At 62.7% G+C, this 20,599-nt stretch carries 26 protein-coding genes; 4 read left to right on the top strand and 22 right to left on the bottom strand.

The window, feature by feature from the left end:
• Positions 1–119: 119 nt before the first annotated feature.
• The 17 genes from J4O76_RS17630 to J4O76_RS17550 form a co-directional block, all read right to left on the bottom strand.
• On the bottom strand, positions 120–725 hold the full coding sequence (locus tag J4O76_RS17630; protein ID WP_426283193.1) for a hypothetical protein: 606 nt from the start codon (positions 723–725) through the stop codon (positions 120–122).
• The gene (locus tag J4O76_RS17625; protein ID WP_426283190.1) at positions 725–1,447 is read right to left on the bottom strand and encodes a hypothetical protein; all 723 of its coding nucleotides are present in this window, start codon (positions 1,445–1,447) and stop codon (positions 725–727) included. The genes J4O76_RS17630 and J4O76_RS17625 overlap by 1 nt, the downstream gene beginning before the upstream one ends.
• Complete coding sequence (locus J4O76_RS17620) at positions 1,447–4,932, bottom strand: phage tail tape measure protein (RefSeq protein WP_426283188.1); 3,486 nt, start codon at positions 4,930–4,932, stop codon at positions 1,447–1,449. Before J4O76_RS17620 ends, J4O76_RS17625 begins: the two co-directional genes overlap by 1 nt.
• Positions 4,929–5,114, bottom strand: coding sequence for a hypothetical protein (locus J4O76_RS17615; RefSeq protein WP_426283186.1), 186 nt, complete (start codon positions 5,112–5,114; stop codon positions 4,929–4,931). The genes J4O76_RS17620 and J4O76_RS17615 overlap by 4 nt, the downstream gene beginning before the upstream one ends.
• Before the next feature lie 68 nt (positions 5,115–5,182).
• Positions 5,183–5,578 carry a hypothetical protein gene (locus tag J4O76_RS17610; RefSeq protein WP_426283184.1) on the bottom strand — a complete coding sequence of 132 codons (396 nt, stop codon included), beginning with the start codon at positions 5,576–5,578 and terminating at the stop codon, positions 5,183–5,185.
• 53 nt (positions 5,579–5,631) lie between these two features.
• A complete protein-coding gene (locus J4O76_RS17605; RefSeq protein WP_426283182.1) occupies positions 5,632–6,060 on the bottom strand; it encodes a phage tail tube protein in 429 nt (142 codons plus the stop codon).
• Positions 6,061–6,094: 34 nt separating this feature from the next.
• On the bottom strand, positions 6,095–6,394 hold the full coding sequence (locus J4O76_RS17600; RefSeq protein ID WP_426283180.1) for a hypothetical protein: 300 nt from the start codon (positions 6,392–6,394) through the stop codon (positions 6,095–6,097).
• Positions 6,395–6,399: 5 nt separating this feature from the next.
• The gene (gp17, locus tag J4O76_RS17595; RefSeq protein ID WP_426283178.1) at positions 6,400–6,816 is read right to left on the bottom strand and encodes a tail completion protein gp17; all 417 of its coding nucleotides are present in this window, start codon (positions 6,814–6,816) and stop codon (positions 6,400–6,402) included.
• Between the two features lie 3 nt (positions 6,817–6,819).
• Positions 6,820–7,227: an HK97 gp10 family phage protein gene (locus J4O76_RS17590; RefSeq protein WP_426283176.1), complete on the bottom strand. Its 408-nt coding sequence runs from the start codon at positions 7,225–7,227 to the stop codon at positions 6,820–6,822.
• A gap of 2 nt (positions 7,228–7,229) precedes the next feature.
• The gene (locus J4O76_RS17585) at positions 7,230–7,571 is read right to left on the bottom strand and encodes a head-tail adaptor protein (RefSeq protein WP_426283174.1); all 342 of its coding nucleotides are present in this window, start codon (positions 7,569–7,571) and stop codon (positions 7,230–7,232) included.
• Complete coding sequence (locus J4O76_RS17580) at positions 7,568–8,101, bottom strand: head-tail connector protein (RefSeq protein ID WP_426283173.1); 534 nt, start codon at positions 8,099–8,101, stop codon at positions 7,568–7,570. Before J4O76_RS17580 ends, J4O76_RS17585 begins: the two co-directional genes overlap by 4 nt.
• 54 nt (positions 8,102–8,155) lie before the next feature.
• The gene (locus J4O76_RS17575) at positions 8,156–8,446 is read right to left on the bottom strand and encodes a hypothetical protein (protein WP_426283171.1); all 291 of its coding nucleotides are present in this window, start codon (positions 8,444–8,446) and stop codon (positions 8,156–8,158) included.
• A 50-nt stretch (positions 8,447–8,496) separates the two neighbouring features.
• On the bottom strand, positions 8,497–9,759 hold the full coding sequence (locus J4O76_RS17570; protein WP_426283170.1) for a phage major capsid protein: 1,263 nt from the start codon (positions 9,757–9,759) through the stop codon (positions 8,497–8,499).
• Positions 9,760–9,769: 10 nt separating this feature from the next.
• Positions 9,770–10,630, bottom strand: coding sequence for a head maturation protease, ClpP-related (locus J4O76_RS17565; protein ID WP_426283169.1), 861 nt, complete (start codon positions 10,628–10,630; stop codon positions 9,770–9,772).
• Positions 10,630–11,946 carry a phage portal protein gene (locus J4O76_RS17560; RefSeq protein WP_426283167.1) on the bottom strand — a complete coding sequence of 439 codons (1,317 nt, stop codon included), beginning with the start codon at positions 11,944–11,946 and terminating at the stop codon, positions 10,630–10,632. The genes J4O76_RS17565 and J4O76_RS17560 overlap by 1 nt, the downstream gene beginning before the upstream one ends.
• 12 nt (positions 11,947–11,958) lie before the next feature.
• Positions 11,959–13,773: a terminase large subunit gene (locus J4O76_RS17555; RefSeq protein ID WP_426283166.1), complete on the bottom strand. Its 1,815-nt coding sequence runs from the start codon at positions 13,771–13,773 to the stop codon at positions 11,959–11,961.
• The gene (locus tag J4O76_RS17550; protein ID WP_426283164.1) at positions 13,766–14,197 is read right to left on the bottom strand and encodes a P27 family phage terminase small subunit; all 432 of its coding nucleotides are present in this window, start codon (positions 14,195–14,197) and stop codon (positions 13,766–13,768) included. Before J4O76_RS17550 ends, J4O76_RS17555 begins: the two co-directional genes overlap by 8 nt.
• A gap of 203 nt (positions 14,198–14,400) precedes the next feature.
• Here J4O76_RS17550 and J4O76_RS17545 point away from each other — a divergent pair, with 203 nt between their 5' ends.
• The gene (locus J4O76_RS17545; RefSeq protein WP_426283162.1) at positions 14,401–14,634 is read left to right on the top strand and encodes a hypothetical protein; all 234 of its coding nucleotides are present in this window, start codon (positions 14,401–14,403) and stop codon (positions 14,632–14,634) included.
• Here the strand turns inward: J4O76_RS17545 and J4O76_RS17540 are convergent.
• Together J4O76_RS17540 and J4O76_RS17535 are read right to left on the bottom strand one after the other, a co-directional pair.
• On the bottom strand, positions 14,627–14,965 hold the full coding sequence (locus tag J4O76_RS17540) for an HNH endonuclease signature motif containing protein (protein WP_426283161.1): 339 nt from the start codon (positions 14,963–14,965) through the stop codon (positions 14,627–14,629). The two genes, J4O76_RS17545 and J4O76_RS17540, sit on opposite strands and share 8 nt — an antisense overlap.
• Entirely contained in the window at positions 14,962–15,114 is a 153-nt protein-coding gene (locus tag J4O76_RS17535) for a hypothetical protein (RefSeq protein ID WP_426283159.1), read from the bottom strand. Before J4O76_RS17535 ends, J4O76_RS17540 begins: the two co-directional genes overlap by 4 nt.
• A 157-nt stretch (positions 15,115–15,271) precedes the next feature.
• On the opposite strand from J4O76_RS17535, the gene J4O76_RS17530 reads away from it, so the two are divergent.
• Positions 15,272–16,681 carry a hypothetical protein gene (locus tag J4O76_RS17530; protein ID WP_426283157.1) on the top strand — a complete coding sequence of 470 codons (1,410 nt, stop codon included), beginning with the start codon at positions 15,272–15,274 and terminating at the stop codon, positions 16,679–16,681.
• A 90-nt stretch (positions 16,682–16,771) separates the two neighbouring features.
• On the opposite strand, the gene J4O76_RS17525 is transcribed toward J4O76_RS17530, so the two are convergent.
• Entirely contained in the window at positions 16,772–17,497 is a 726-nt protein-coding gene (locus J4O76_RS17525) for an NYN domain-containing protein (RefSeq protein ID WP_426283155.1), read from the bottom strand.
• A 113-nt stretch (positions 17,498–17,610) separates the two neighbouring features.
• A complete protein-coding gene (locus tag J4O76_RS17520; protein WP_426283153.1) occupies positions 17,611–18,135 on the bottom strand; it encodes a hypothetical protein in 525 nt (174 codons plus the stop codon).
• 296 nt (positions 18,136–18,431) lie between these two features.
• Here J4O76_RS17520 and J4O76_RS17515 point away from each other — a divergent pair, with 296 nt between their 5' ends.
• A complete protein-coding gene (locus J4O76_RS17515; protein WP_426283152.1) occupies positions 18,432–19,220 on the top strand; it encodes a hypothetical protein in 789 nt (262 codons plus the stop codon).
• Positions 19,221–19,255: 35 nt separating this feature from the next.
• Here the strand turns inward: J4O76_RS17515 and J4O76_RS17510 are convergent, their stop codons facing one another.
• Entirely contained in the window at positions 19,256–20,146 is an 891-nt protein-coding gene (locus J4O76_RS17510; protein ID WP_426283150.1) for a hypothetical protein, read from the bottom strand.
• A 104-nt stretch (positions 20,147–20,250) separates the two neighbouring features.
• Here J4O76_RS17510 and J4O76_RS17505 point away from each other — a divergent pair, with 104 nt between their 5' ends.
• Positions 20,251–20,592, top strand: coding sequence for a hypothetical protein (locus tag J4O76_RS17505; RefSeq protein WP_426283148.1), 342 nt, complete (start codon positions 20,251–20,253; stop codon positions 20,590–20,592).
• The last annotated feature ends 7 nt before the right edge of the window (positions 20,593–20,599 follow it).

Genomic DNA, 20,599 nt, shown 5'->3' with positions numbered 1-20,599 from the left:
GCGCTCTAACGCGGCTAGCCGGTCTTCCGCTGTCAGAGTTTCAAGCGGCTCGCGCGGCGTCGTTTGCTCAAGCAGATCCTGATCAACCATAACATTCTCTCCACGGTTAGCAGTTAAGGTCAAAGAACCGCGTCCTGTTTGGCTTTCGCCCAGAGGATCGGGATACTCGGCAGCTGGGGCATGTATTCGAAGAACCGGTCGCCCGGATATTTCTTCTGTTGCGCGGCGTCGGTATAACGCTTGATCGAAGGGCGGCGCTGGTCGAGCATCCGGCTCTCGCCGGTGACGATCACGCTCAAGTCCATGCCGTCGACGATCTGGTAGCTGTCGAGCTTCGCTTTGGTGAGCAGTTTGTAAGCCTGGACGATCTGCCGCGTCTCATTCAGCGCCCCGATATAGACCCGGAACTCCGAGCCGCGCACAGCCTGTTGCTCCAGGTGCTCACGGTGTTCCGAGGGGATGCCCACTAACGTAACCCTCACGCCAGTCGCGGAACCGTCCGTGCCCTCGCCGATAGTCTCGAGAGCGCCGATCGCGACCGAATTGCCGGCGCTGTCAACGCCTCCGATCCCGATCCAGTCCTCGTCGGCGAACTTGATGCCACCGGTACCGGTCCAGATGAACACTGGATCCGGAAGCGCTATGCTGACCGCAAAGAACGGTTTCACGACATCCTTGGCGATCTCGGCGGCGAGCGCAGGATCAAGGGGGCGAACACGGACCATCAGCTTGCCACCTCGATGAAGTCGAGCGCATACTCGGTAAGCTCGCCGACGGTCGTCTCGTTCGCGCCGGCATCGTCCGACACCAACTGGAACCTACCCGGCGCCTGCACTGTGACCGCAGTGCCGGCGGGGACGTCGAAGTCGAGGGGCGGGGTGAACCGTACGACCGCACGGCCGTTTCCGTCGGCAACCGCGCCGGGCCGCAAGACGATGTGCGGGCGACCATCGCCCCCAATCATATCACCGGGTAGGAACACCGGCTCGTTCGCCTTGAAGCCGACGAAGGCCATTTCCGTAGCACCGCGAAGTGCGGCCTCGTTGGTTGGCTCGGATTCGGCCGGGATAATGAACCGCTCGCCCAAGCTGAACTCCTCACCGTTGGCGAACGGATACCGCGCGCCAGCGAACTGCCGATAGTAGCGGCGCAGGCCCGGCGGGTACGGGCGGCGGAAGTCCCAAAGCTCGGTAGTCTTTGCGCCGCCTTCCAGTTCGGCGACCCACGCATCCATGACGCCGCCCCAGGCATCGGCGCCTTCGTATCCGTCATACCCGGTGCGAAACGTGAGCCGCGCGACCCAAAGCGGCTTGGAGAGACTGAGCGTCTTGGTGGCTCGGGTCCATGGGCTCTGCGATCGGCTGTTGTACGGCTGAAGGTAGAACATGACACGATAGGGTCGCGCTTCAGCCGGAAACGGCACGTCGGGTAGGATGTACTCAGGCATCAACGACCTCCCGGCCGACGACGGCCCGCCTCGGTAAGTGCTGTCCGCACTTCGTTGGCATGCATTCGAGCATATGTTTGCGCCTCGGTTTTAGTCGCAAGATCAACGGCTCCGGTGACGTAGAGAGGTGCGTGAATCGTCGTGCTGCCAACCGGGCCGCTGTCGTTGCCCTTGGTGACGTTGACGTGTTCCCCGACCGAACCGCGGAACATCACGAGGTTGCTATCGATCCCGGACTGCCCGCCGATCTTGAACGAACCGCCGGTTTTGAACCCAGGAAGCTTCAGCCCGGTATCAACAGCGCTCATTGTGCCGCCGCCCCAGCCAGACATATCGACCGGGCCGATCGTGCCTGCGCCGCCGCTCTTGCCGAGCACACTACCGAGGATAGACCCGATCGTGCCGAGAATGCCGCCGCCGCTTGCGCCGCTACCGGCCTTTGAGAACAGACTCGCGATCAGGTCAGACAGAGAGTTTAGAGCTTCCTCCAATCCCTTCGCCACGCGGTCCTTCCACCAGCTTTTGACGAAACCCTTTAGGTCGCCGTCGAGCGCGGCCCGCACACCTCCCTTGAAGGTGTCGCGGAAGTTGCCGGTCATCCGCGCCTTATCTTCTTCGGTCCATTCCGCCTCCGCCTTTTTGCGGGCAGTCTCAGGGTCCATGGTCCGCTCGAGCTCACGCGCGCGATCTCGGATTTCGACCTCGCGTTGCAGCTGGCGAATACGCTCTTCGCTATCGCCGCGCGTTTGGGCGAGCTTCAGTTGCCGATCCTGCTCGTCGTCCTTCAGTAGCCTCTCCCGGACGGCGGCGCGCTCGCGATCAATGTCGGCTTGCTGCTTTTGCGCGCGGATCGTCGCCTCAGCCAGCGTCAGATTGTCGCGCTGGAACCCGAGGATACGATCTTGGATTTCTTGCTGACGCTCCAAGCTCTCTTCGAGCGTACGGTTGCCGGCGATGTTCGCGAGCTGGATCTGATGCGCCAGGTCGTCGCGCTGCAAATCCTTCGCGAGACCATCCCGCCGCGCCGCGTCCAGCGTTGCCATGTCCCGCGTTGCCGCGGCGGTGGCGGCTGCGAGCGACAGCCCCGTCCGCTGATAGGCCTCGATCTGCTTCGACAGGTCCATCTTGCGACGAAGCGCTTCCTCCGCGGCGAGATCGCCACGAAGCCGGGCGGCATCGATCTGAACCTGAAACTCAAGCTGATCGCGGTTCTCTTGATCGTGCGCCGTGTCGCGGCCTTTGGGGCCCTTCTTCGTCTTCTTTTTCTTCTCATCGTCACCGAAGTCGACCGAGCGCTTCGGCTTAGGAGGCGGTGCGGTTTCCTTTGGCTTTTCGGGCAGCGGCGGAGCTTTGTCTTCACCGGCAGCGCCGAACCCGAGCCGCTCTTTCATGGCGGCGTACTTGTCGCCGATCCACTTCGCCGCGTTGCCGATCCACGTCATCAGCCCGCCGAACTTGTCGACGAGCCACGCCTTCACGCCCTCATAGACGCTCTTCGCAGAAGCGACGACGTTCGGGAACGCGTTGGCGACGTAGTTGACGCCGCTCTGCACGGCCTCGCCGAACCACCCCATGACGGAGGTAAAACCGTCCGACAGCCACGCCTTCGCGGCCTCGTAGCAGAGGCGCAGCGGTGCCTCCATGTCGGGCACGAGTGCGACGATCATATCGACCATCGTGCCGAACACCGCCTCGAGGACGCGCCCGGCGGCCTCCCACGCTCCGGCGAAGTCGCCACTGAGCAGAGCCGAGACGCCGTCGACAAACGCGGCGAGGACATCGACGAAGCCCTCGATCGCTTGCACGCCGACGTTCATGACGCGGACAAGTACCTCGCCGAACATGGCGAGGACGCCGCCCAGGACGGTTCCGATCACGTCGGCAAGGCCGCGGATCACGTCAACGAGGAAGCCGAACGCCGAACCGATCGGCCCGCCGGAAAGTGCGCTGAAGATCCCCGACAGTTTCGCCATGATCGCTTCGAGCGGCGGGCCCAGGGTGGCGACCATCTTGTCCCACACCTGCCCGAGCACGGTGATAATCGTGTCTTTGAAAAGCAGGAACGCGGCGATCGCCCAACCGACTGGCCCCAGGAACGCGGCGAAGCGCCCGGCGATCATCGTCAGCACCCGCGTCAGCCCGTATTCGCCGAGCAATCCGATGATCGTCGACACGGGCGAGATCAGGAGGGCGAGCACCCGACCGATCAGTCCAAACTTCGAGGCCGCGAAGTTCGCCAGCACGATCGCGCCCAGGTGCCCCACCACGACCAGCAACGGGCCGATCGCAGCGGCCATTGCGGAAAGGGCCGCTCCGACTTTCAGCATCCAAGGCGGCGCGTTCGAGATCGTCTCGAGCAACGATGCGTAGCCGTTCTTAAGCGCCGTCAACGGCGTCAGCAGGCCGCCCTCGATGCCGAACGCGATCTTCAAGCTTTCCCACGCGACCGCGATGCGATTGCTCGCAGCTTCCGAGCCCTCAAGGCGCTTGGCGATCTTGGCTTCGACATCGCCGCCGGCGATCTCCGACTGCAACTTCTCGAAGCCCTCGCGGCCCTGCTCCATGAGCCCGATCGCGGTTCGCGCAGCGTCGGCGCCAAAGACCTTCTCAAGCCCTTGGCTCTTCGCCTTATCCGTCAGGTTACCGTACGCTTTTCGCAGAATATCGGCCTGCTCGGACAGCGGCTTCAACTGGCCGTTGGCATCGAAGAACGACAGCCCCAGCTTCGCGATCGCGGCCTCCGCCTCCTTGCTCTTGCCGGTGAGGGTCTGAATGTACGTTTTGAACGACGTGCCCGCGTCCGCGCCGCTCGTGAACTGAGTGCTGGTCGCCGAGATCGCCGTCGCAAAATCCAAGAACCCAACGCCCGAGGCCGCGGCGATCGCGCCGCCCTGCCCGACCGCTAGGCGAAAGTCATCGAACCCAAACTTCGAGGTGTCGAGCGCGCCGACGACCTTCTGCACCACGCCGGGCAGTTCGCCAGCGGTGACCTTGAACTGTCCCATGATGTCGGTGACCAGTGCCGACGACGCGCTCGCGTCGACCATGCCCGCCGCCGATAGATCGAGCGCCGCCTTCAACGCGCCGCCGAGAATGTCAGCGGTCGAGACGCCAGCGAGGCCCAGCGCCTCAATAGCGCCGGCCGCCTCTGTCGCGCCCTTGCCGACCTGCGGCCCGAGGGTTCGAGCCTGATCGGACAGAGCCTTCAGCTGGTCGCCCGAGATATTGCCTAGCGCGGCCTCGACCTTCTTCATCTGGCCTTCGAACGCGCCCGCGCCCTTGTCGACGGTTTTCACCATCGCGGCAAACGGGACGGTTATGCCGACGGTGATGCCGAGGCCGATATTCTTGATGCGCTGCTCGACCGCCTGGAATTTCTCGACGAGGCGACCGAGCACGCCTTCGATGCCCTTAGCGCCGGCGTCAAAATCCGAGGTATCCGCACCGAACACAACGCGTGCTGCGCCGACCACTGCCATATTCATGAGGCGGTTCCTTCGGTGCGGATCTCGCCGACAGCTGCCGTCCATCCGGCCGCCGCGGCGTACATCTGTTGCCAGCTGGTCTTCTTTGCCTTCGGCTTGACCTCGGGGGTCGAGAGAAGGTCTTTCAACGGTGTCATTTTCTTGGCGCGTCCAAGCGCCGCCGCCGTCCATGCAGCCTGCATATGCAGGTCATGTCGGCTGCGAGCCGCCCGCGCTTCGCCTTCGAAGACGCGGGCGATCTCTCTTGGTGTCAGGCGCCAGTATTGTTCGGCGCAGCGCCCGGTTTCGCACCAACTGGCGTGGAGCGCCGACCAGTCCCACGGGCGGTCTTCACCTTCCGTGGAGCTGCCGGCACCCGAGGGCCCGCCCCGCCCTTTGCGGCCGCCTCCGGAAACGCCTGCTCGACCGCCCGCATGATAAGCTCAAGCGAGGCTTCGAGCCCGCCGACGGCGTCCATGATCTCCCCGGCCTCAACGTCCGTCATCGTGGGATGAAGGTCGGTGAGGCCGATGCGGAAGAGCGTGCGGATCGTCCGAAGCGACGGCTTGTCGTTCAGCACCTTTTCGAGACCCGTGATGTCTTCGAGCTCGAACTCGTCCTCGATCGCGCAGAGGGCGTTGGTGCTGAAGGCGAAAGTCCAATTCACACCCTCCACTTCGAAGCCCAGGTGCCCGCGCTGCGGGTTTGCCGCGGCCATGATTATGCGGCCACCGTCAGGATCGGCTTGCCGGAGACCTTGAAGGTCGACGAGCCGGTCATCTTGTCATCGATCGGCGTTGCGCGAGCATGCCGGGTCGAGAAGCCCTTGAACTCGAGCTTCGCGCCGTTCGGGAAAACGACACGCCACGTTTCGACCACGCGGCTTGCCATGTGCGCGGCGATCACGGCGTCGTCCATCAGACCCGGAACGAGGTTGTACGTCAGCGCGGCTTCGCCGGCATCGCTCCAACCGGGCTTGAACTCGCGGTGAAGGTCCGGGCTGCCGAAGTGCGTGAAGTCGATGCTATCGCGCGACGTCTCCGGCAAAGTCAGCTCGGTCATTTCTGCGAACGCGGTATAGGTCGACCCGGTCACTTTGCCGAAGGTCGTCAGGGCGCCAATGTCGGTCGCCGCTACAGTCTCTGCCATGCTTTCCTCCTAGTTGGCGCAGCGCGCCAAGTGGTCACTGTTGAAATTCGGCCTGCGTCGAGGTCGCTTCGGGGGGCAGGATCGTCTTCGCCTGGTCGACGGGGTCGGCAGGCGTCTGCACCGGCGCTGCCCGCGCCGATCTCGTCCGCGCCTTCGGGGCCTTGCGCGCGACCGCGGGCTTTACAGGCGTATCGATTTCGACTGCGAGGCGGAGGAAGACGAGCTCGGCGCCGCGTTCTGCGGTCACCGTCATCTTCGTACCGGCCGCGACGTCGGCGTTCTCGGGGTCCGGCGCCTGCTTGTCGATAAAGGGCGACGTGATCTCAATGCGCATGCTGGTCACTCCGTTGGTAAAGGTGTGTGCCAGACCGAAATATCGAGGCTGGTACGGTGAACAGGGCCCTCGTCGTCCTTGTCGTCGTCGCTGCGACGATCGAGGGGGAGGGTTCGAAGGCGGACGCCGGGGAGGTCGCCGCGGAACCCGACGAGCAGGCCGCCCGATCGACCGCGGGGAACGAGTATGTCGGCAAGATCCCGAGCCGCTTTGAAGGTGCGGCCCCAGCAATCGATCTGCACCCGGTCGCGGCTCCACCCGCTCGAACCGGCAAGGTTCATGCGAATGCCGCCGCCTGCCGAGTGCAAGGTGATCGCGGGCAACGTGGAACCCTGCGAGCGGACGCCCCAGTCGATCCGGGTGCCGACGCGATCGGAAAGCGCCGCTGTCCCCAGCAGCAAAGCACGAAGGCCCTCTTCCATGGGTTAGCCCTTCCTGCCGGCCTCAAGCACGGCGTCGATGCCATCTTCGGCGATGCCCCGCATGGCCGTGTCGACGTTGCTGTCGAAGGCCGGGCGGATGAACGGGTTTGGAGACTGGCGAAAATTGCCGAACTCTTCGGCGATGACCTGGGGCAGCGGCCCCGGACCGACGTTGACCTCGATCTCGGCAATCGGGACGTGCGACGCTTCCTGCGCGGGGGACAATTCTTGGCTAACCGTCACGCTGTCCGCCATCTGCCCCGATCGCCGCGCCGCATGCGCCCGCATGTCTTCGGCCATCGGTTCAAGGTGATCGACCATGATCGGAACGAGGGTGGCGCTGCGCAGCGCGGCGCTCATCTTTCGAATGTTCCGGGCAATCTCGTCGGTCCCCTCGATCCGAACCTTCATCTTCATGGGCGCATGTCCGGCTGCGACGTCGTCGTGATCTCGATCGCGTCGTTCCGCCGGCTGCCGACTTCCTTCGTTCCAACGACCTCATAGGCCGCGTCCCCCCAGGTGATCTTATCCTTGCCGGTGATGGTGCGCGTCAGGGCGTCGCTAAGCACGACGAAGCGGGTGTCGAGGCTTTGCCCTTGCTGCCCTGCCCGCATGCGCTCGCCGTCGCTGACGTCGACCTTTTTCGCCCAGCGCTTGCCGATCGATACGGGGACGCCGGGCACGGTTGCCAAGCCATCATTGACCGGCTGGGAACGCCAGAACTCGATGCGGCGATTCAGGTCGCCTTTATTCACAGGTGCCACTTCCGATAATCGCGGCACAACCGGCGGGCGGTTGCCTCGGCAGTCTGAAGGATCTCGCCGCCCTCGCGATCGGCGTCATACGCACCAATGAGGACGAGCATAGCCCGGCGGAAGTTGCCGGGGACCTCATCGCCGGCCTCATAGCCTGCGCGGACCGTGACGATCATGTTCGTGTCCTGGGGCAGCGCCGAAGCGCTGAAGCCGGACGCGGGAAATGGGATGATTTTCGCCGGGCGTGTCGCTGCGCATAGGCGCATGCCGGTCACCGGCTGCGCATTGCCCGCGCTGTCCCGATAGGTGACGGCCGCGACGGTGCCGGGCTTGATAGGCCAAGCGCGGAGCGGTGCCAGGCCGAAGCCGGAAAACTCTTGAATGACGTCGCGTGCGACCAGAATATGACCGGTGTAGCGCTCGACCCATGCGGCAGCGTCCGCGATGAAACCTTGGATCTCGACGTCCTGTTCGGAGTCGTCGACCTTCAGCTGCCGCTTGGCCGCGTCGAGGGTAACGGGAATTGCCATGCTTCACCTCGCGCGCTGAAGGTGCGGCACCGACCGAAGCCGATGCCGCAGGTGTCAGCTCTTCGCTTCCAGGTTCTTTTTCACCGCATCTTCGTTGCCGAGGTGCGGATCGTTGAAGTCGATCTGGTTGGCGATTGCCGGCTGCCCCTTGCGGGGGTTGTTGTCGACGGCAGGATGATCGACGTCGATACGCTCGACGATCTCCGGCTCGATGAAGGCACCGCTCGCAGCGACGTGCGTTGCAGGCGTCAGGGTGTCTTCGGTGATGCCGGCAGTGTCGGACACACCCGGGACGCCCGAGGGCTTGATGTCGGTCGTGTTGACCGTCGCTTTCGTACCGCTCATTTTTCAGTTCCCATAGCTTGGGGCCGATCCGGAGGCCGACCCCTTCAGGTTTAAGCCGCGGCGCCGATGCGCAGGGCGCGCATGGCGGTCGGATCCTTGACGCCGCCGCCGACGCGCTTCGTCGTGTAGAACAGCACGAACGGCTTCGCGGTGTACGGGTCGCGCAGGACCCGGACCCCGGTGCGGTCGATGACCTGATAGGTCTCCGCCATGTCACCGTAGAGGGCGGCGATGTTGCCGGCGCCGACGTTCGGCATGCCGGGCATGTCGACGACCGGCTCGCCCGCCAGCGAAGGCGGGACACCGAGCGCGAGGCTCGGCTGCCAGAGGTACGCGCCGTCGGCAGTCTTGAGCTTGCGGAAGGCCGCCTGCGAAGCGCGGTTCATGTAGAACTTGGCGTTCGCAAGGAACTCCGCTGGCAAGTCCGCCTGAAGGTCGAACAGCGCGTCGCTGGTGACCTTCGTCGCATCGCCCGACGTCAGCGCGAGAATCGCGCCGTAGGGATGCTTCGCGGCGTTCGAACCGCCGGTGACATAGGTGAGAACGCCATCCGGCTTGTTCGATCCGTCGCCGGAAAGGAAAGCGATGCCTTCCTGCTTGTCGAATTCGCCCGTGACTTCGTCGGCAAGCCATGCCTCGATGTCGATCTCGGCGTCGTCGATAAGGCCCTGCGATGCCGCCGGGTTGGCGTAGATCTCGCCCATCGTGAAGCCGAGCGACGTCAGACCGGGCGTGGTCGTCTGCGGACGAGCGGCCGTTTCGCCGACCCAGCCGCTGCCGACAACGCCGTCGGAGTAGACCTTCTTGAAGCCGGCGCCGCTGATCGTGATGACCGAGCTATTCTGACGCATCGGCGACACGATCTTCTGTCGCTTGCTGATCGAGCGATCCCACTCGATCGGCGCGAGGTAACCGCCCTCGCCGTCCGTCTTGGTCGCGGCCGCGCGGATTTCCTCGAGCTTCGCGGTCGCCGCACCGCCCTTGAAGTATGCCTGAAACTGGCTCGTGTATTCGGGATCGCGAACCTGATCCTTGTCGTCGTTGCCGAGCGCGGCCCTCAGGTTGACGCTCTCGACGGCCGCCTGAAGCTTGTCGAGATCGGCTTCGATCTTCCCGAGCTTCTCGGTGGTGACGACGTCGGTCTTGCCCGCCTTGATCTCGGTGAGCTGCTCGGTGTGGGTCGTCTTGAATGCCTCGAACGCTACGGCGAGCGCCTCGATGCTGTCGATCTTCTTGGGCTGAGCCTCGGCGCGCACGGCGATGAGGCCCCGACCCAGTGCGGCCGCGCCGCACAGGATGGTCATCTTGGTCATGTCTGTTCCTTCAGACGAGGGCTGCAAGGAGGCGCGAGAAATCGGCCTCCGGTTCATCGCCAGCGCGAGGCGTGGCGGGTTCGGTAGCGTTGTGCGTACCCATCGCGCGGTACAGGTCGCGACGCGCAGAGCGCGGCACGGCATGCTTCGCGAGAAACTTGTCGAGCGTTGGCTTGTCGCTCGGAAACTCATCGGCGGACGCGTAGACGGGCATCTGCGCTTCACGCTCCATAAGGGCATCAGCAAGGCCCGCATCGATCGCCTCTTGCCCGCGCAGGAACACGTCGCGCCCGGCGATCATGACCTCGAACTCGGCAATCGGTCGCCCCGATCGCGCGGCATAGGTCTCGCACATGGCGGTATCGATATGCGCCAACGTCTCGCAGGCATCGCGCATTTCCGTCTTCGTGCCGAAGAACAGACCGCGCGCTTCGTGAATCATGATCTCGGCGTTCGGCGCGATCATGATCTCGTCGCCTGCCATCGCGATGACCGATGCAGCCGACGCCGCGATGCCGACGATCTCGACCCGGACTTCGGCGTCGTGCCGGCGGAGCAGATTGTACGCCGCGACGCCCTCGAAATAGTTGCCGCCAGGCGAGTTGATCTCGACCGTGATCGGCTTGCCTGCGACCGAGCGCAGCACGCCGGCAATGCGCGCGGTGGTGATGCCGCCGCCCTCGCCGTCGTCGCCGATATAGCCGAAGATCGAGATCGTCGGGCGATCGGACGCGAGCGCGGTCACCTCGACCTTTTCAAAGCCGGCCGCGAGCGCTCGCGTTTCGAATTTCCAGTCGGAACCGTTGCCGACGCTGGCAATCTCGGGCGGGCGCTGCGCAGCGAGCACGGCGCGAAGGCTATTTTTTCGCATCACTGATCCTCAACAATGTCGGCTGCGGTCGTACCTGGGCGCGGGGCAACGGCGCTAAGGCCGCCGCCGTCCGGGTGCGGGTTCATGTCAAGGGCTTCGCGAGCCTCGTTCGCTTCCATGAACGGCTTGCCACCGCCGCGACCGAGCGCGCTGGCGAGGAAGTCGGACTGGTTCTTCATCGATCCGCGCAGCAAGGCGCGCTCGTTGAACTTGGCGTAAAGGATCGTCCCGTCGCGAGCCTGCTTTTCCTTCCGGCTGAGCAAGCGCCAGATGGCTTCCTCCCAGATGACGAACCAAGGCAGGAGGCAGTAGACGACGAAATATAGACCGAGCTGCTCGATACCGCTGCCCCAGGCCGTTTCGTCGAACATGAGAAGAGGACGGGGAACGCCGGTGAAGCGCGAGCCTTGCTCGGCTTCGAACTTGCGCAGCTCCACCAGCTGATTGTCACGCGCGCTGCCGGAGAACGGCTTCGCCGACATACCGCCTTCGAGCAGCATCCAATCGCCCGAGGCGTCGGCGCCCGCGTAGTCATCTCGCAAGCTGGCCTTGAGACGGGCATAGGCTTCGTCGCCGAGCTCTTCGGAGATCTCAAGCGCGCCGCCAGCCATCACGCCCTTAGTGAGCAGCCGCCCCATCGCCTTTTCAGCGATATGCGCGAGGCCGATCGTATCGGCCGCGACGTCGAGAAGACCGAGCCCGTTCAGACCGTCCAGCGACACCGGGCCGCGGAAGTGAAAGACGTCTTCAGGCCCGAGGATCTCCGGCCGTCCGATCTTCGGCTGGTGGCGGAAGCGGAGCTTGCCGCCGTTCCATTCCTTCTTGACGGTCTTACGATCGAACGGGACCAGCGCCTGAATTTCGCCGTTCAGGCGGACAACGCGGGCGTATGCGTTGCCGTCGAACAGTGCCGCCAGCTGCATGAAGCTCTTGAACTCGCTCGGGGACATCGCGCCATTGCCGAGCGGGTCCGTCTTCAGGACCGAATAGAGCGGGTGGTCGATCGCCTTCTCGGTCTTGCCGTCGGGGAACCGACGAAGTAGCGACACGGGAAGCATCCCCATCGATCCGGCAATGAGCGACGTGCCGCGATAATAGATCGAATTGCGCATCGCCATGCGGTCGCTGACGGCGATGCCAGTGAGCGATTCCCGACCGCCGCGCAAGAACGCGCCCAGGACAGGATCCTCGGCGTCGTTGGCGAGGTCGTGAACCGAGTACGCATAGACGCGGCGTTCCTCGACTTGCTGACGCGACGGGGAAACCGAACGCTTTCCGCCAGCTGCGCGAATATAATCGGTCGGCGATAGCGCCATATATCGCCCTCCTTAAACTCGACGGATGCCGCGGCTCGCGTAGACCGACTTCTTCTTCGGCTTTTCGTGCGCGGTCGCACCGCCGATCGCCATCGCGGTAGTGACCATTCCATCGATACGACCGCGTGAGCGGGTCTTGTCGAAAGCTCGGTTTCCCTGCCCGTCGGCGTCGATCGCTGCGTTCGCGGCGCAACTGTAGGTGACCGGCGAGGCGTCGATGATGACCCGCTCTTCGAGAATGCGATCCTCGGTGCGGGTGATCGAGTGCGGCATGCAAAGCTGCCGATCTTCGAACATGACCTTCTTGCCCTGGGCATGCGCGACGATCTTGAGGCCGCGCCCTTCGGGCTTCCCCGGCCCCTCGTAACGCCAAACCGAAAGCCCAACGGACTCGCAGGCGGCAATGAAGTCGGCGATGAACGCCACGTCGACGAGCAGCTCTTCGACCATCTGCTCGGCGACGAGGTTAGCGACCTGCATCGCGACGAACGTATAGTCGATCGTCGCGCCAGGTGTGGCGACCAGATAGCCGTCTTCGACCCATTCAACGTAAGGCGCTTTGTCCGCCTCGGCACGATCGCGAAGGCCGTCCTGCGTCGTCCAATACCACGACTTCACGGCGAGAAGTTCGTCGACGGTCGCTTCCCAAGCAGCGCTTAGCGCGGTGAGATCGTTCTTTTTGGAAAGGTCCAGCGCGAGCCAACAGCGCCGCTTGCGCATCTTGGTCGCGTCGACCGCACCCTGAACCGCCGACCACTTCTCTTCGCTGATCCAAAAATCCGCCGACGCGGTATCGATGCCGAAGTAGAGGCGCTTCACGCTCGACTTGGTCGACGGTCGCAGCAACGCGGAAGCGACCGTCTCTCGAATGTTCTCGATCGGGAAGGTCTCGCCCAGCGCCGGCAACGATTTCTGCCAGCACTTCTCGTCCTCAAGGACGTTCTCGCGATCGGCCTTGTCGACGCGCGCAATGAACGAGAACGCGCTATCGTCGCGCGCCTCGCCCTTCGCGATGAGCTGATACATGCTCGAGTAGGACGTGCCGACGTGCTGGTTCGTCGCTGGCGTGTTCGTCCCCAGCAACATGAGGGCGTTGCCTGCGACCTTATCGATCGCGCGCTTCCATGTCTCGATAGAATAATCGTTGCTGAACTCGTGGATCTCGTCGCCGGCGACATAGGAAGGGCGCGGCCCCGACTGGGCATCGCCGCTCGCGATCGGCTGGAAGAAGCCGCCGCTGTCCGGGTGCTCGATCTTCCAGGCGTTTTGCAGTTCGCCACGGATGACGACCTCGCCGCGAGTCTCGAGGCTGTCGCCCTCGTCATGATCCGGGATGGTCGCGCGGCACATGGCAACAGCATCCCGGAAGAGGACGTTCGCCGTCGCCTTGTCCTCGCCGATCGCGTAGCACTGCGGTCGAGCGATGTCGCACCATCCCATGATGTAGACGCCGATCGCGCCCATCAGCGGCGACTTGGCTTGCCCCTTGCCGGTCTCCAACCAGCCCGAGCGAAAGCGCCAACGGTTCTGAGCATTGCGCCAGCCGAACAGGCTGCCGCCGACGAAGGTATGCCACTCGAGCGGGTAGAACGGTTGACCGGCCGCGGGGCCGTCCGTCACCTGAAAGACCGAGGGGAGGAAGTTCAGAAAGTGCGCGGCCTCTTCCGGCCGCCAGTAGATGCCGCGGCGCTCGCCGTCGCGAATGTCGCGAAGGTGGCGCTCGGCAGCGTGGCGGACGAGCTCGCCTGAGGTGAAGAGCTTCCCTTCGACCGCGGCTTTCGCCCAGGCCGTTGTAGGATCGGGATCGCTTAGGAACCGATTAGCCACGCGGTTTTAGGTACGCATCAGCGCCCGTCCTGCGACGAACCTTCTTCTCGATCTTGCCACCCGCGGCGCGCTCGCGCGGCGAGATGCAAAGCTCTTTCTCAAGAGCCTGCGCTTGGCTCGCAGCGTTAGACATCGTCGTCCACCATGGGTTGAACGTCGGGACGCCGGTGCGCTTCGCCTTGATGACCGGCCCCAGCTTCAGCACCTCTTTTGCGGAGAGGTCGAAGGTGACGTAGGCGACGACGAGGCGGACGATCGAGTGCGAGTTTGCGACGGCCAATTTCTCGGCGCTGCGAACCTCGCTGACGATGCTCTTCCAGTAGCCCGAGGCGGCCTCGCGATCGGCTGCTCGACCGAAGATTGTCCGCCAGTTCGGCTCGGGCGGAACGCCCTCGCCGCCCGGCAATTCGATGACTTCGGCCACTTGGCCTCCTTGGGAAGCGGAGCCGAAACCCTCCCCCCTCAAAATTTGCTCTCGCTGCGCACGGAGGATCGCCTCCGGTCAGGGACGCGAGGCCCTCAGAACTTACGACAGGGGGTAGGCAGCGACGACCGGCTACGTCATGCTCCCCAGGAGGGAGATGCGCTTTGGTTCAGCACGAAGATATTGAGAGTATGGCCGCTCAAATGGCTGACATCATGATCAACCCGCTTGCGGACATGATGACCCGCCTGCTCGCCACTCTGGCGGAGAAGCAATTGTTGACGAAGGAGGAGGCAATCAACTGTATCGCCCAATCAGCGAAGTTGTTTGCCGATCTCCCTTACTCGTCCGGCGCGATAGAGAACGGAAGCGAAATGCTGATGCGCATGATTAAGGCGATCGACACGGGAGTTGAGCCAAGCCGGCCGATCACCTAAGCGCCCTGTTCCACGGATGCGAGGGATCGGTCGGGCGACCGCCTGCGTCGACACCACGCGCGACGCCCGATCGTTCCTCGCGCTGGATCTCGCCGTCATGGTGCGGCTTGCATGCCGCCTCCCAGTTCTTGCGGTCCCAGAACAACACCTCGTTCCCGCGGTGCGGTGTGCGGTGGTTGACGACGGTCGCGGTGACGACTCGGCCTTCCTTCTCGCAGCGTTCACACACTGGGTTCAGCGCAAGGAAGGCAACGCGCTCGCGTTGCCACCTTCCACCGTACCCGCGCTCGGCAGTCTTGCGCCTATCGCTGCGCCAACTGTGCTCCTTCATGTCGCTTTATTGCGCTCGGTAAGCCGAATTAACGCGCGCTCAGCCTGATCGAGCTTGGCCTTCGCCGTGACCGTGTCCCCTCGCTGCATCGCGGCGACAGCATCGATCAAGGATGCGATGGCAGGCGATAGAGGATAACGGTTAGACATCAGCTCTCCGATCGCGACCAGCGGTGAGCCGCAATTGCGGTGCGGCCAGATACAACAAAGCCCGCCGGGATGGGCGGGCCATAGAGCGTCTTGGCGGACGCAATTACTGACGATGACGTCATTGCCACATGCGCTGCCCCCGCGCAAGATGCCAAGGATGGCGAAAACGAATTGGCAGGGTGACCTCGATAAGGTCCGGTTTATTATGGAAGCGGCACTGATACGTCGGAAAGCTTTGCTATCCGGTGATCGGACCCGGCTTCAGGAAGATCTGTTCCAAGACATCGACGACGCCGTCTTAGGCATGGTGCCTATCGGCCGGGAAGCAATGGTCAAGCTTGAGCAGTTATCAGTGTCCGCCATCGCTTATGCTGGGCTCAGCGGTCGGGTAGCAATCACGACAGCGAGACAGTCGCTCGGCCCTTTGCTCGTCCGTCTAGTCATTCGCGAGCGTCAGGCAATCTCACAGAAGCTATTGCAACACGCCTATCAGCTTACGGATGTTGACATACGTGCGGTGTTAAAAACTCGCACACATCTGCTGCCCTGCCATATCGTGGATAGCAAAGAGCCGCAGGTAATCACGATCGGACCTGTGACGTTTCTGAATAGGTCAGCAGCTCGATCGCTGGTTCGCGATACCGTTCGTCGCCACGTGAGCGACGTGCCGGGTTGGGAAAGCCGGGATCGGCGCATGCTCGCTCAGGCGATCAGTTACTATCGGAAATATCAGTGGGTGGCTCAGGTAACCGTCGAGGAATGCGACCCGAAACTGGCCGGCGAATACGCTCAGTCAATCACAACCTCAGCGTTGAGTGGCCTTCAGCTCTTCCTCGGGGCACATGCTTCTCAATCGATGGCGATCGGCGGCGATGCTTGGGGCTGGGCCCGCAGTGCAGAACTGAAACTGGATCCCAGCGGGGCGCCGGACGTAACGGTGACCACGTCTTACCGGGGCGGCGAGAGCTTCGCTGTAGGCTGGTCGTCCGAGCTCGATGATCCAGGAATGAAGCTAGGCATAGGGCTGCTCGGAACGGCGATCGAGGCGGGCTTGCCGGGAGTGTATAGACCACTCAGCAGTCGGTATCTTGGGTCGCTGCAGTGGTACGGTGAGGCGGTTCGCGAGCGAAGTCCTGCGACGCGGCTGATCAAATTCATCACGGCAATCGAACACCTGCTTCTGACGGGTGAGCGAGAAGGCATTACCAGCGTTTTGGCTCATCGAGTTGCCGCCCTAACTTACGAAATTGGATCGACTGAATCGCGGATAACAATCGAAGCCGAGTTCAGGCGGCTCTACGACCTTCGCTCCAAATTTGTTCATGGTGCCGCCGCGCCATGGGATGAGCGGGCAAGGCTCCAATTACGCGCCGCGTCCGACATGGCGGAGAAGGTCCTCCACTCAGCGCTGAATAGCTGGCGAGACGAAGCGCTGCTTTCCGAAAATGCAAAACCGAAGCGCCTACGGCTATGGTTCAACGAGATCGTCCGGATGATGATTCACGCGACGGAGCCCGTCGATCACGTCGCTAGCTGGACCGAGTGGCGTAAATCCCGAGAGGAGTAATTCGCTATTGCGGTAGCCTATTAGCGAATTGCAACGCAGCGATCGCGTGACGAGGCATGACTCTCGCATCTGCAGCGCAGTTTTAACGCATTATTTCTCCGCCTTGTACGCCTTGCTCCACACCTTCGGTGGCTTTCCAGGCTTACCCTTCGCCCGGTCATCGGGATGGACCCAATCAGCTGGCGGATCATATTCCTTTGGGCGATTGATCAATCCGGTTTTGCCCATCACGGGCGCGTTCATCACGCAGCGCTCCAGCAGAGGCAAGCCCAGCGTAAACGACTTCCAGACGTAGGGCTTCACCTTGTCCGATACCGGGCGCTCGGGGGGAGAGACGGCAAGGAGCTTCTTACCCTTCAGCTTTTCGGCGAACATCTTAGCTGTTGCGGCTTGATCGGAATCTGCGCTCACCAGGATCGCAACGTCATAAACGTCTTCAAGCCCATCAACGATCAGGGACAATGCGACGTTGATGTCCGTCTGTTTTTCGTTCCACCGCTCACCATCATACAGATGATGTCCTAGGATCACGGTTACCCCATTCGCGCGTTGAGCAGCGTTAAAGGTGACGTGTCGACCATGCTTGTCTGGGTAGTGCTTCGGCAAGGCAGTGCAGAAAACCGCTTTTACCAGCGTTGCGTTGTGCGGCTCGCAAATGAGCTCGCCAAGCTTCCACAGGTTCGTCCATTTGAGCTGATGCATACCAGACTCATGAATGGGGTAGTACAGATTGAACCCGTCGATATAGATTGCAGCTCGCAATGGAGCCGGCGCGCGCGGAGCATCTGGCGGGGGTTGACTTGCTGATTCCGGCACCTTAGATCGCTCCGTACAACGTCAGGCTGTTCTCAGCATGACAGCCCCGGCGCCCTAGGCGACCGGGGTTTTTCTTTGAGAGCGAAGTCGCTCCGATATGCTCTCGTCCTTGCTTAAGTCACGTCGTCACCATGGCTTTCCTGCTGTGGGGCGGCGAGCAATTCATCAAATTCCGCGACGCCATCAGGCAGCCAAGGCGCTGGAAGTTGCTCACCTTTCAGCCACCAAAAATGCATATTATTCCGGCGTAAGGAATAGAACCTGTCGTCCTTCGATAGCGCCGATCGGAAGTTCGCTAAGGGGTCAGTACCACCAATAGCGGCTCCGAGTTCGATTGCGGACGCGAGAAGCAACCCTATTGGTATTGGCTCGCGTTTCTGACGCAGCGCCATCTCCGCCGCGTCAGCTTGGCTCGGCTTCTTGGTGTCAGACAATCGCCGCGCCGCGGCCTCCACTGCGCGCTGCGTCGTAGCTTTCCAGGTAGCAGCAACATCGATTTCGCCGAGCGCGGTTGTGCCCCCCATATCGACGACGAGATCATCGAATTTCTTGAAGGCGATGAATGCGGCAGTAACCTGAACAGCCTCCCACGCTTCCGCTCGCAATTGCCTTGCTCGATCAAGCCATTCCGCGTCCATGACGAACTCCTTGCTTACCCACATAGCCAAGTTGTGATCACAACGCAAACCCAACCTCAGTCACACAACCCTGTGGATAACTGCTGGCCGGGTCGGTTCGATGTACCTGGGCGCCGACGGCATGAGACGCCTAGATAGGCTTGACAGGCAGACCCGATACCGCAACTCTCAGGGCGGAACGTGGCCCCGAACCTGTCGCCAAGTTAAACGCCACATTGCGATTCGTCAGGCCGAACCTTCATCATGTCGGCTGCTGATTAAATGGCGTCCAGCGGTCGAACCGATGAGGTTACGCCATGACTCTGTCTATTTCCCAAGACACGCTCCCCATTGTGAAAGCCGGTTTACGCAATGCGCATTCGCAGGCAAAATCCTGCCAGCGAACTGAAGCACTAGCCGCAGGACTGGGTTACCGAACATATGCAGGGCTACTGAAAAGCCTTGCCGCGGGACCGGTCTCCGCAAGCGTCGACAATCTGGTCTACTGCGCTCGGCTTGGTGTGCCGTCGGTCGATGACCGGGGTGAACCCAGTCGCCACCTGTCACGGGCGATCGTGCGCGGCATGATGCATCCCGTCCTCGACGCACAGCCGGAACTGACGCTTCGAGGATTCGACTCAATCTGGCAAGGCGATGCCCGGGAACTCGCTTTGCCGGTAGCCGAACGGCGGGCTGCGTTTCAGGAACGTCGCGATGAGGCGTACCATGACGGATGGTCGGCCGACCAATTTGAACTCGCCACGCTGTTTCTGTCGCAGCAGACGATGAACAAGACGCTCAATCGCGAAAGCAGCAGCTACCGCATAAAGCACCGCGCCGAAGGGTTGTCGCGGCACTTTGGTATGTTCAAGGAACTCGGCAACTATGTGTCGAACGGCATGATGATCGCCGCCGCTTATGCGGCGGGCTATACAGTCAAGCCGATCCGCCACAGTTCGTACAACGCCTGGCTCAACATTTCCAAACGAACGCTTAGGGCGTCGGAGGGCTACGACGTGAGGACCAGGCGGGCGGATCGCCCTGAGATCGTGAGGGGTATGTACGCCAGCTTGGATAGCGACCGGAACGATCGTCGGGCTGCTTAATGCCAGCGGGAGCGCAAACGCTCCCGCGGATACGTTTAGGCGGCGAGTTCCTCAGCGTCCAACTGCACAAGGCGCGAGCGGCGGCCATCGGGATCGTCGTTCGCCGCATCAAGCGCCGCACGAGCAGCCTCTGCCGTCAAAAATGCCATCTCCGCCCCATGGGTCCGTTGAATACGGTCACGAACGTCAGCGACCGTATCTGAGCTCCCCCACAGGCGATAGCGGCACTGCGGCGCCGCGTGGCCGACCATGATCCGCGCGGTTCCGTCCTCCGGCTCGATCCACAGCTCGAGTACGCTCAGCATGTTGGTCGCCCGGGCAAGCCGAAGCTGCAACCGCCGCATGCCGCCGAGGAACTCCTGCCGAACGATCTCACGATGGCGGCCGGACCGCGGGACGATCTTAGTCCGGCTCTGCCCGTCGACGATCCAGTCCTGGTCACGGCCGCCGAACCGCTCAATGGCGATATCGCTGAAGCTGCGGTCCTCAAGGACGACGGCGCGCATGGTGTAGAGATATGGACCGAGCACGCTCTCACAGATGGCGATACGGCGCTTGGCGTCGATCATAGACGCCGAGACGTTGGCGATGTCGCTGAACGCGGAACGGCCGCCGACGCCAAAGTTCAGGCAGCTCTTCGTCGCGCTGCGCTCCGCCCGATCAAACGACGTGCGGTAATACCGAAGCGCTTCGAGCTCGTTCGGTGCGATCGTGCCGCCCTTGTCCGCCATCGTCTCGAACAGCGGCCGACGACGGTAGGCTACACCGATCGTCTGGCCCATTTCCGAGCGGATCGAGCGACGCTCGAACTCTACCCGGCGCCCCTGCTCCGGCGTGGGACGCTCGATCGTGTCGGCCGCCGCCTTGACCGGCTTCAGCTTTGTACCGCCGCGGGCCTTCGTCTTGTTTGGCTTCTTCCTGCTCATGCCGTCCACTCCGCGTTAAATCTCAATGTCTCAGGGCTGTAGATGTGGACCGTGTGCTTTCGAGTGACTCGCGCGTTGTCGATCAGCCAACCTAGGAGATCACTATGACCGACAAGAACGCCCCCGAGCCCATCGACAATGTCAGTCTGAAATCGAGCGACGCTGATCGAACCAAGGATGGATTTGGCAAGGGTGAAGGCTACTCGGGCGACGAGTACGACAGTGCTGATCATGCAGCTGAGCGCCACCTGCAAAACCGCGACGGTGCTCACAACGCTGGTGCCGACGAACCTGCCGACGGTCGCGACATCCCGCCGGAAGCCGGTAAGCGTGCCTATATCGACAACAAAACCGGAGAGGTACACGGCAGCGGATCGAGCAACGGTGGTGGCAATCCCGGCGAGGATATCGACCTCGACACGTCGCGGAGCGGCCCCGAAGAATAACAAAGGC

Origin of the sequence: Sphingomonas sp. NFX23 (genome assembly GCF_049887795.1) — a bacterium.
GTDB lineage: Bacteria > Pseudomonadota > Alphaproteobacteria > Sphingomonadales > Sphingomonadaceae > Sphingomonas.
Note: the sequence above shows the minus strand (reverse complement) of the source record. Positions and strands in the feature narration are given on the sequence as shown.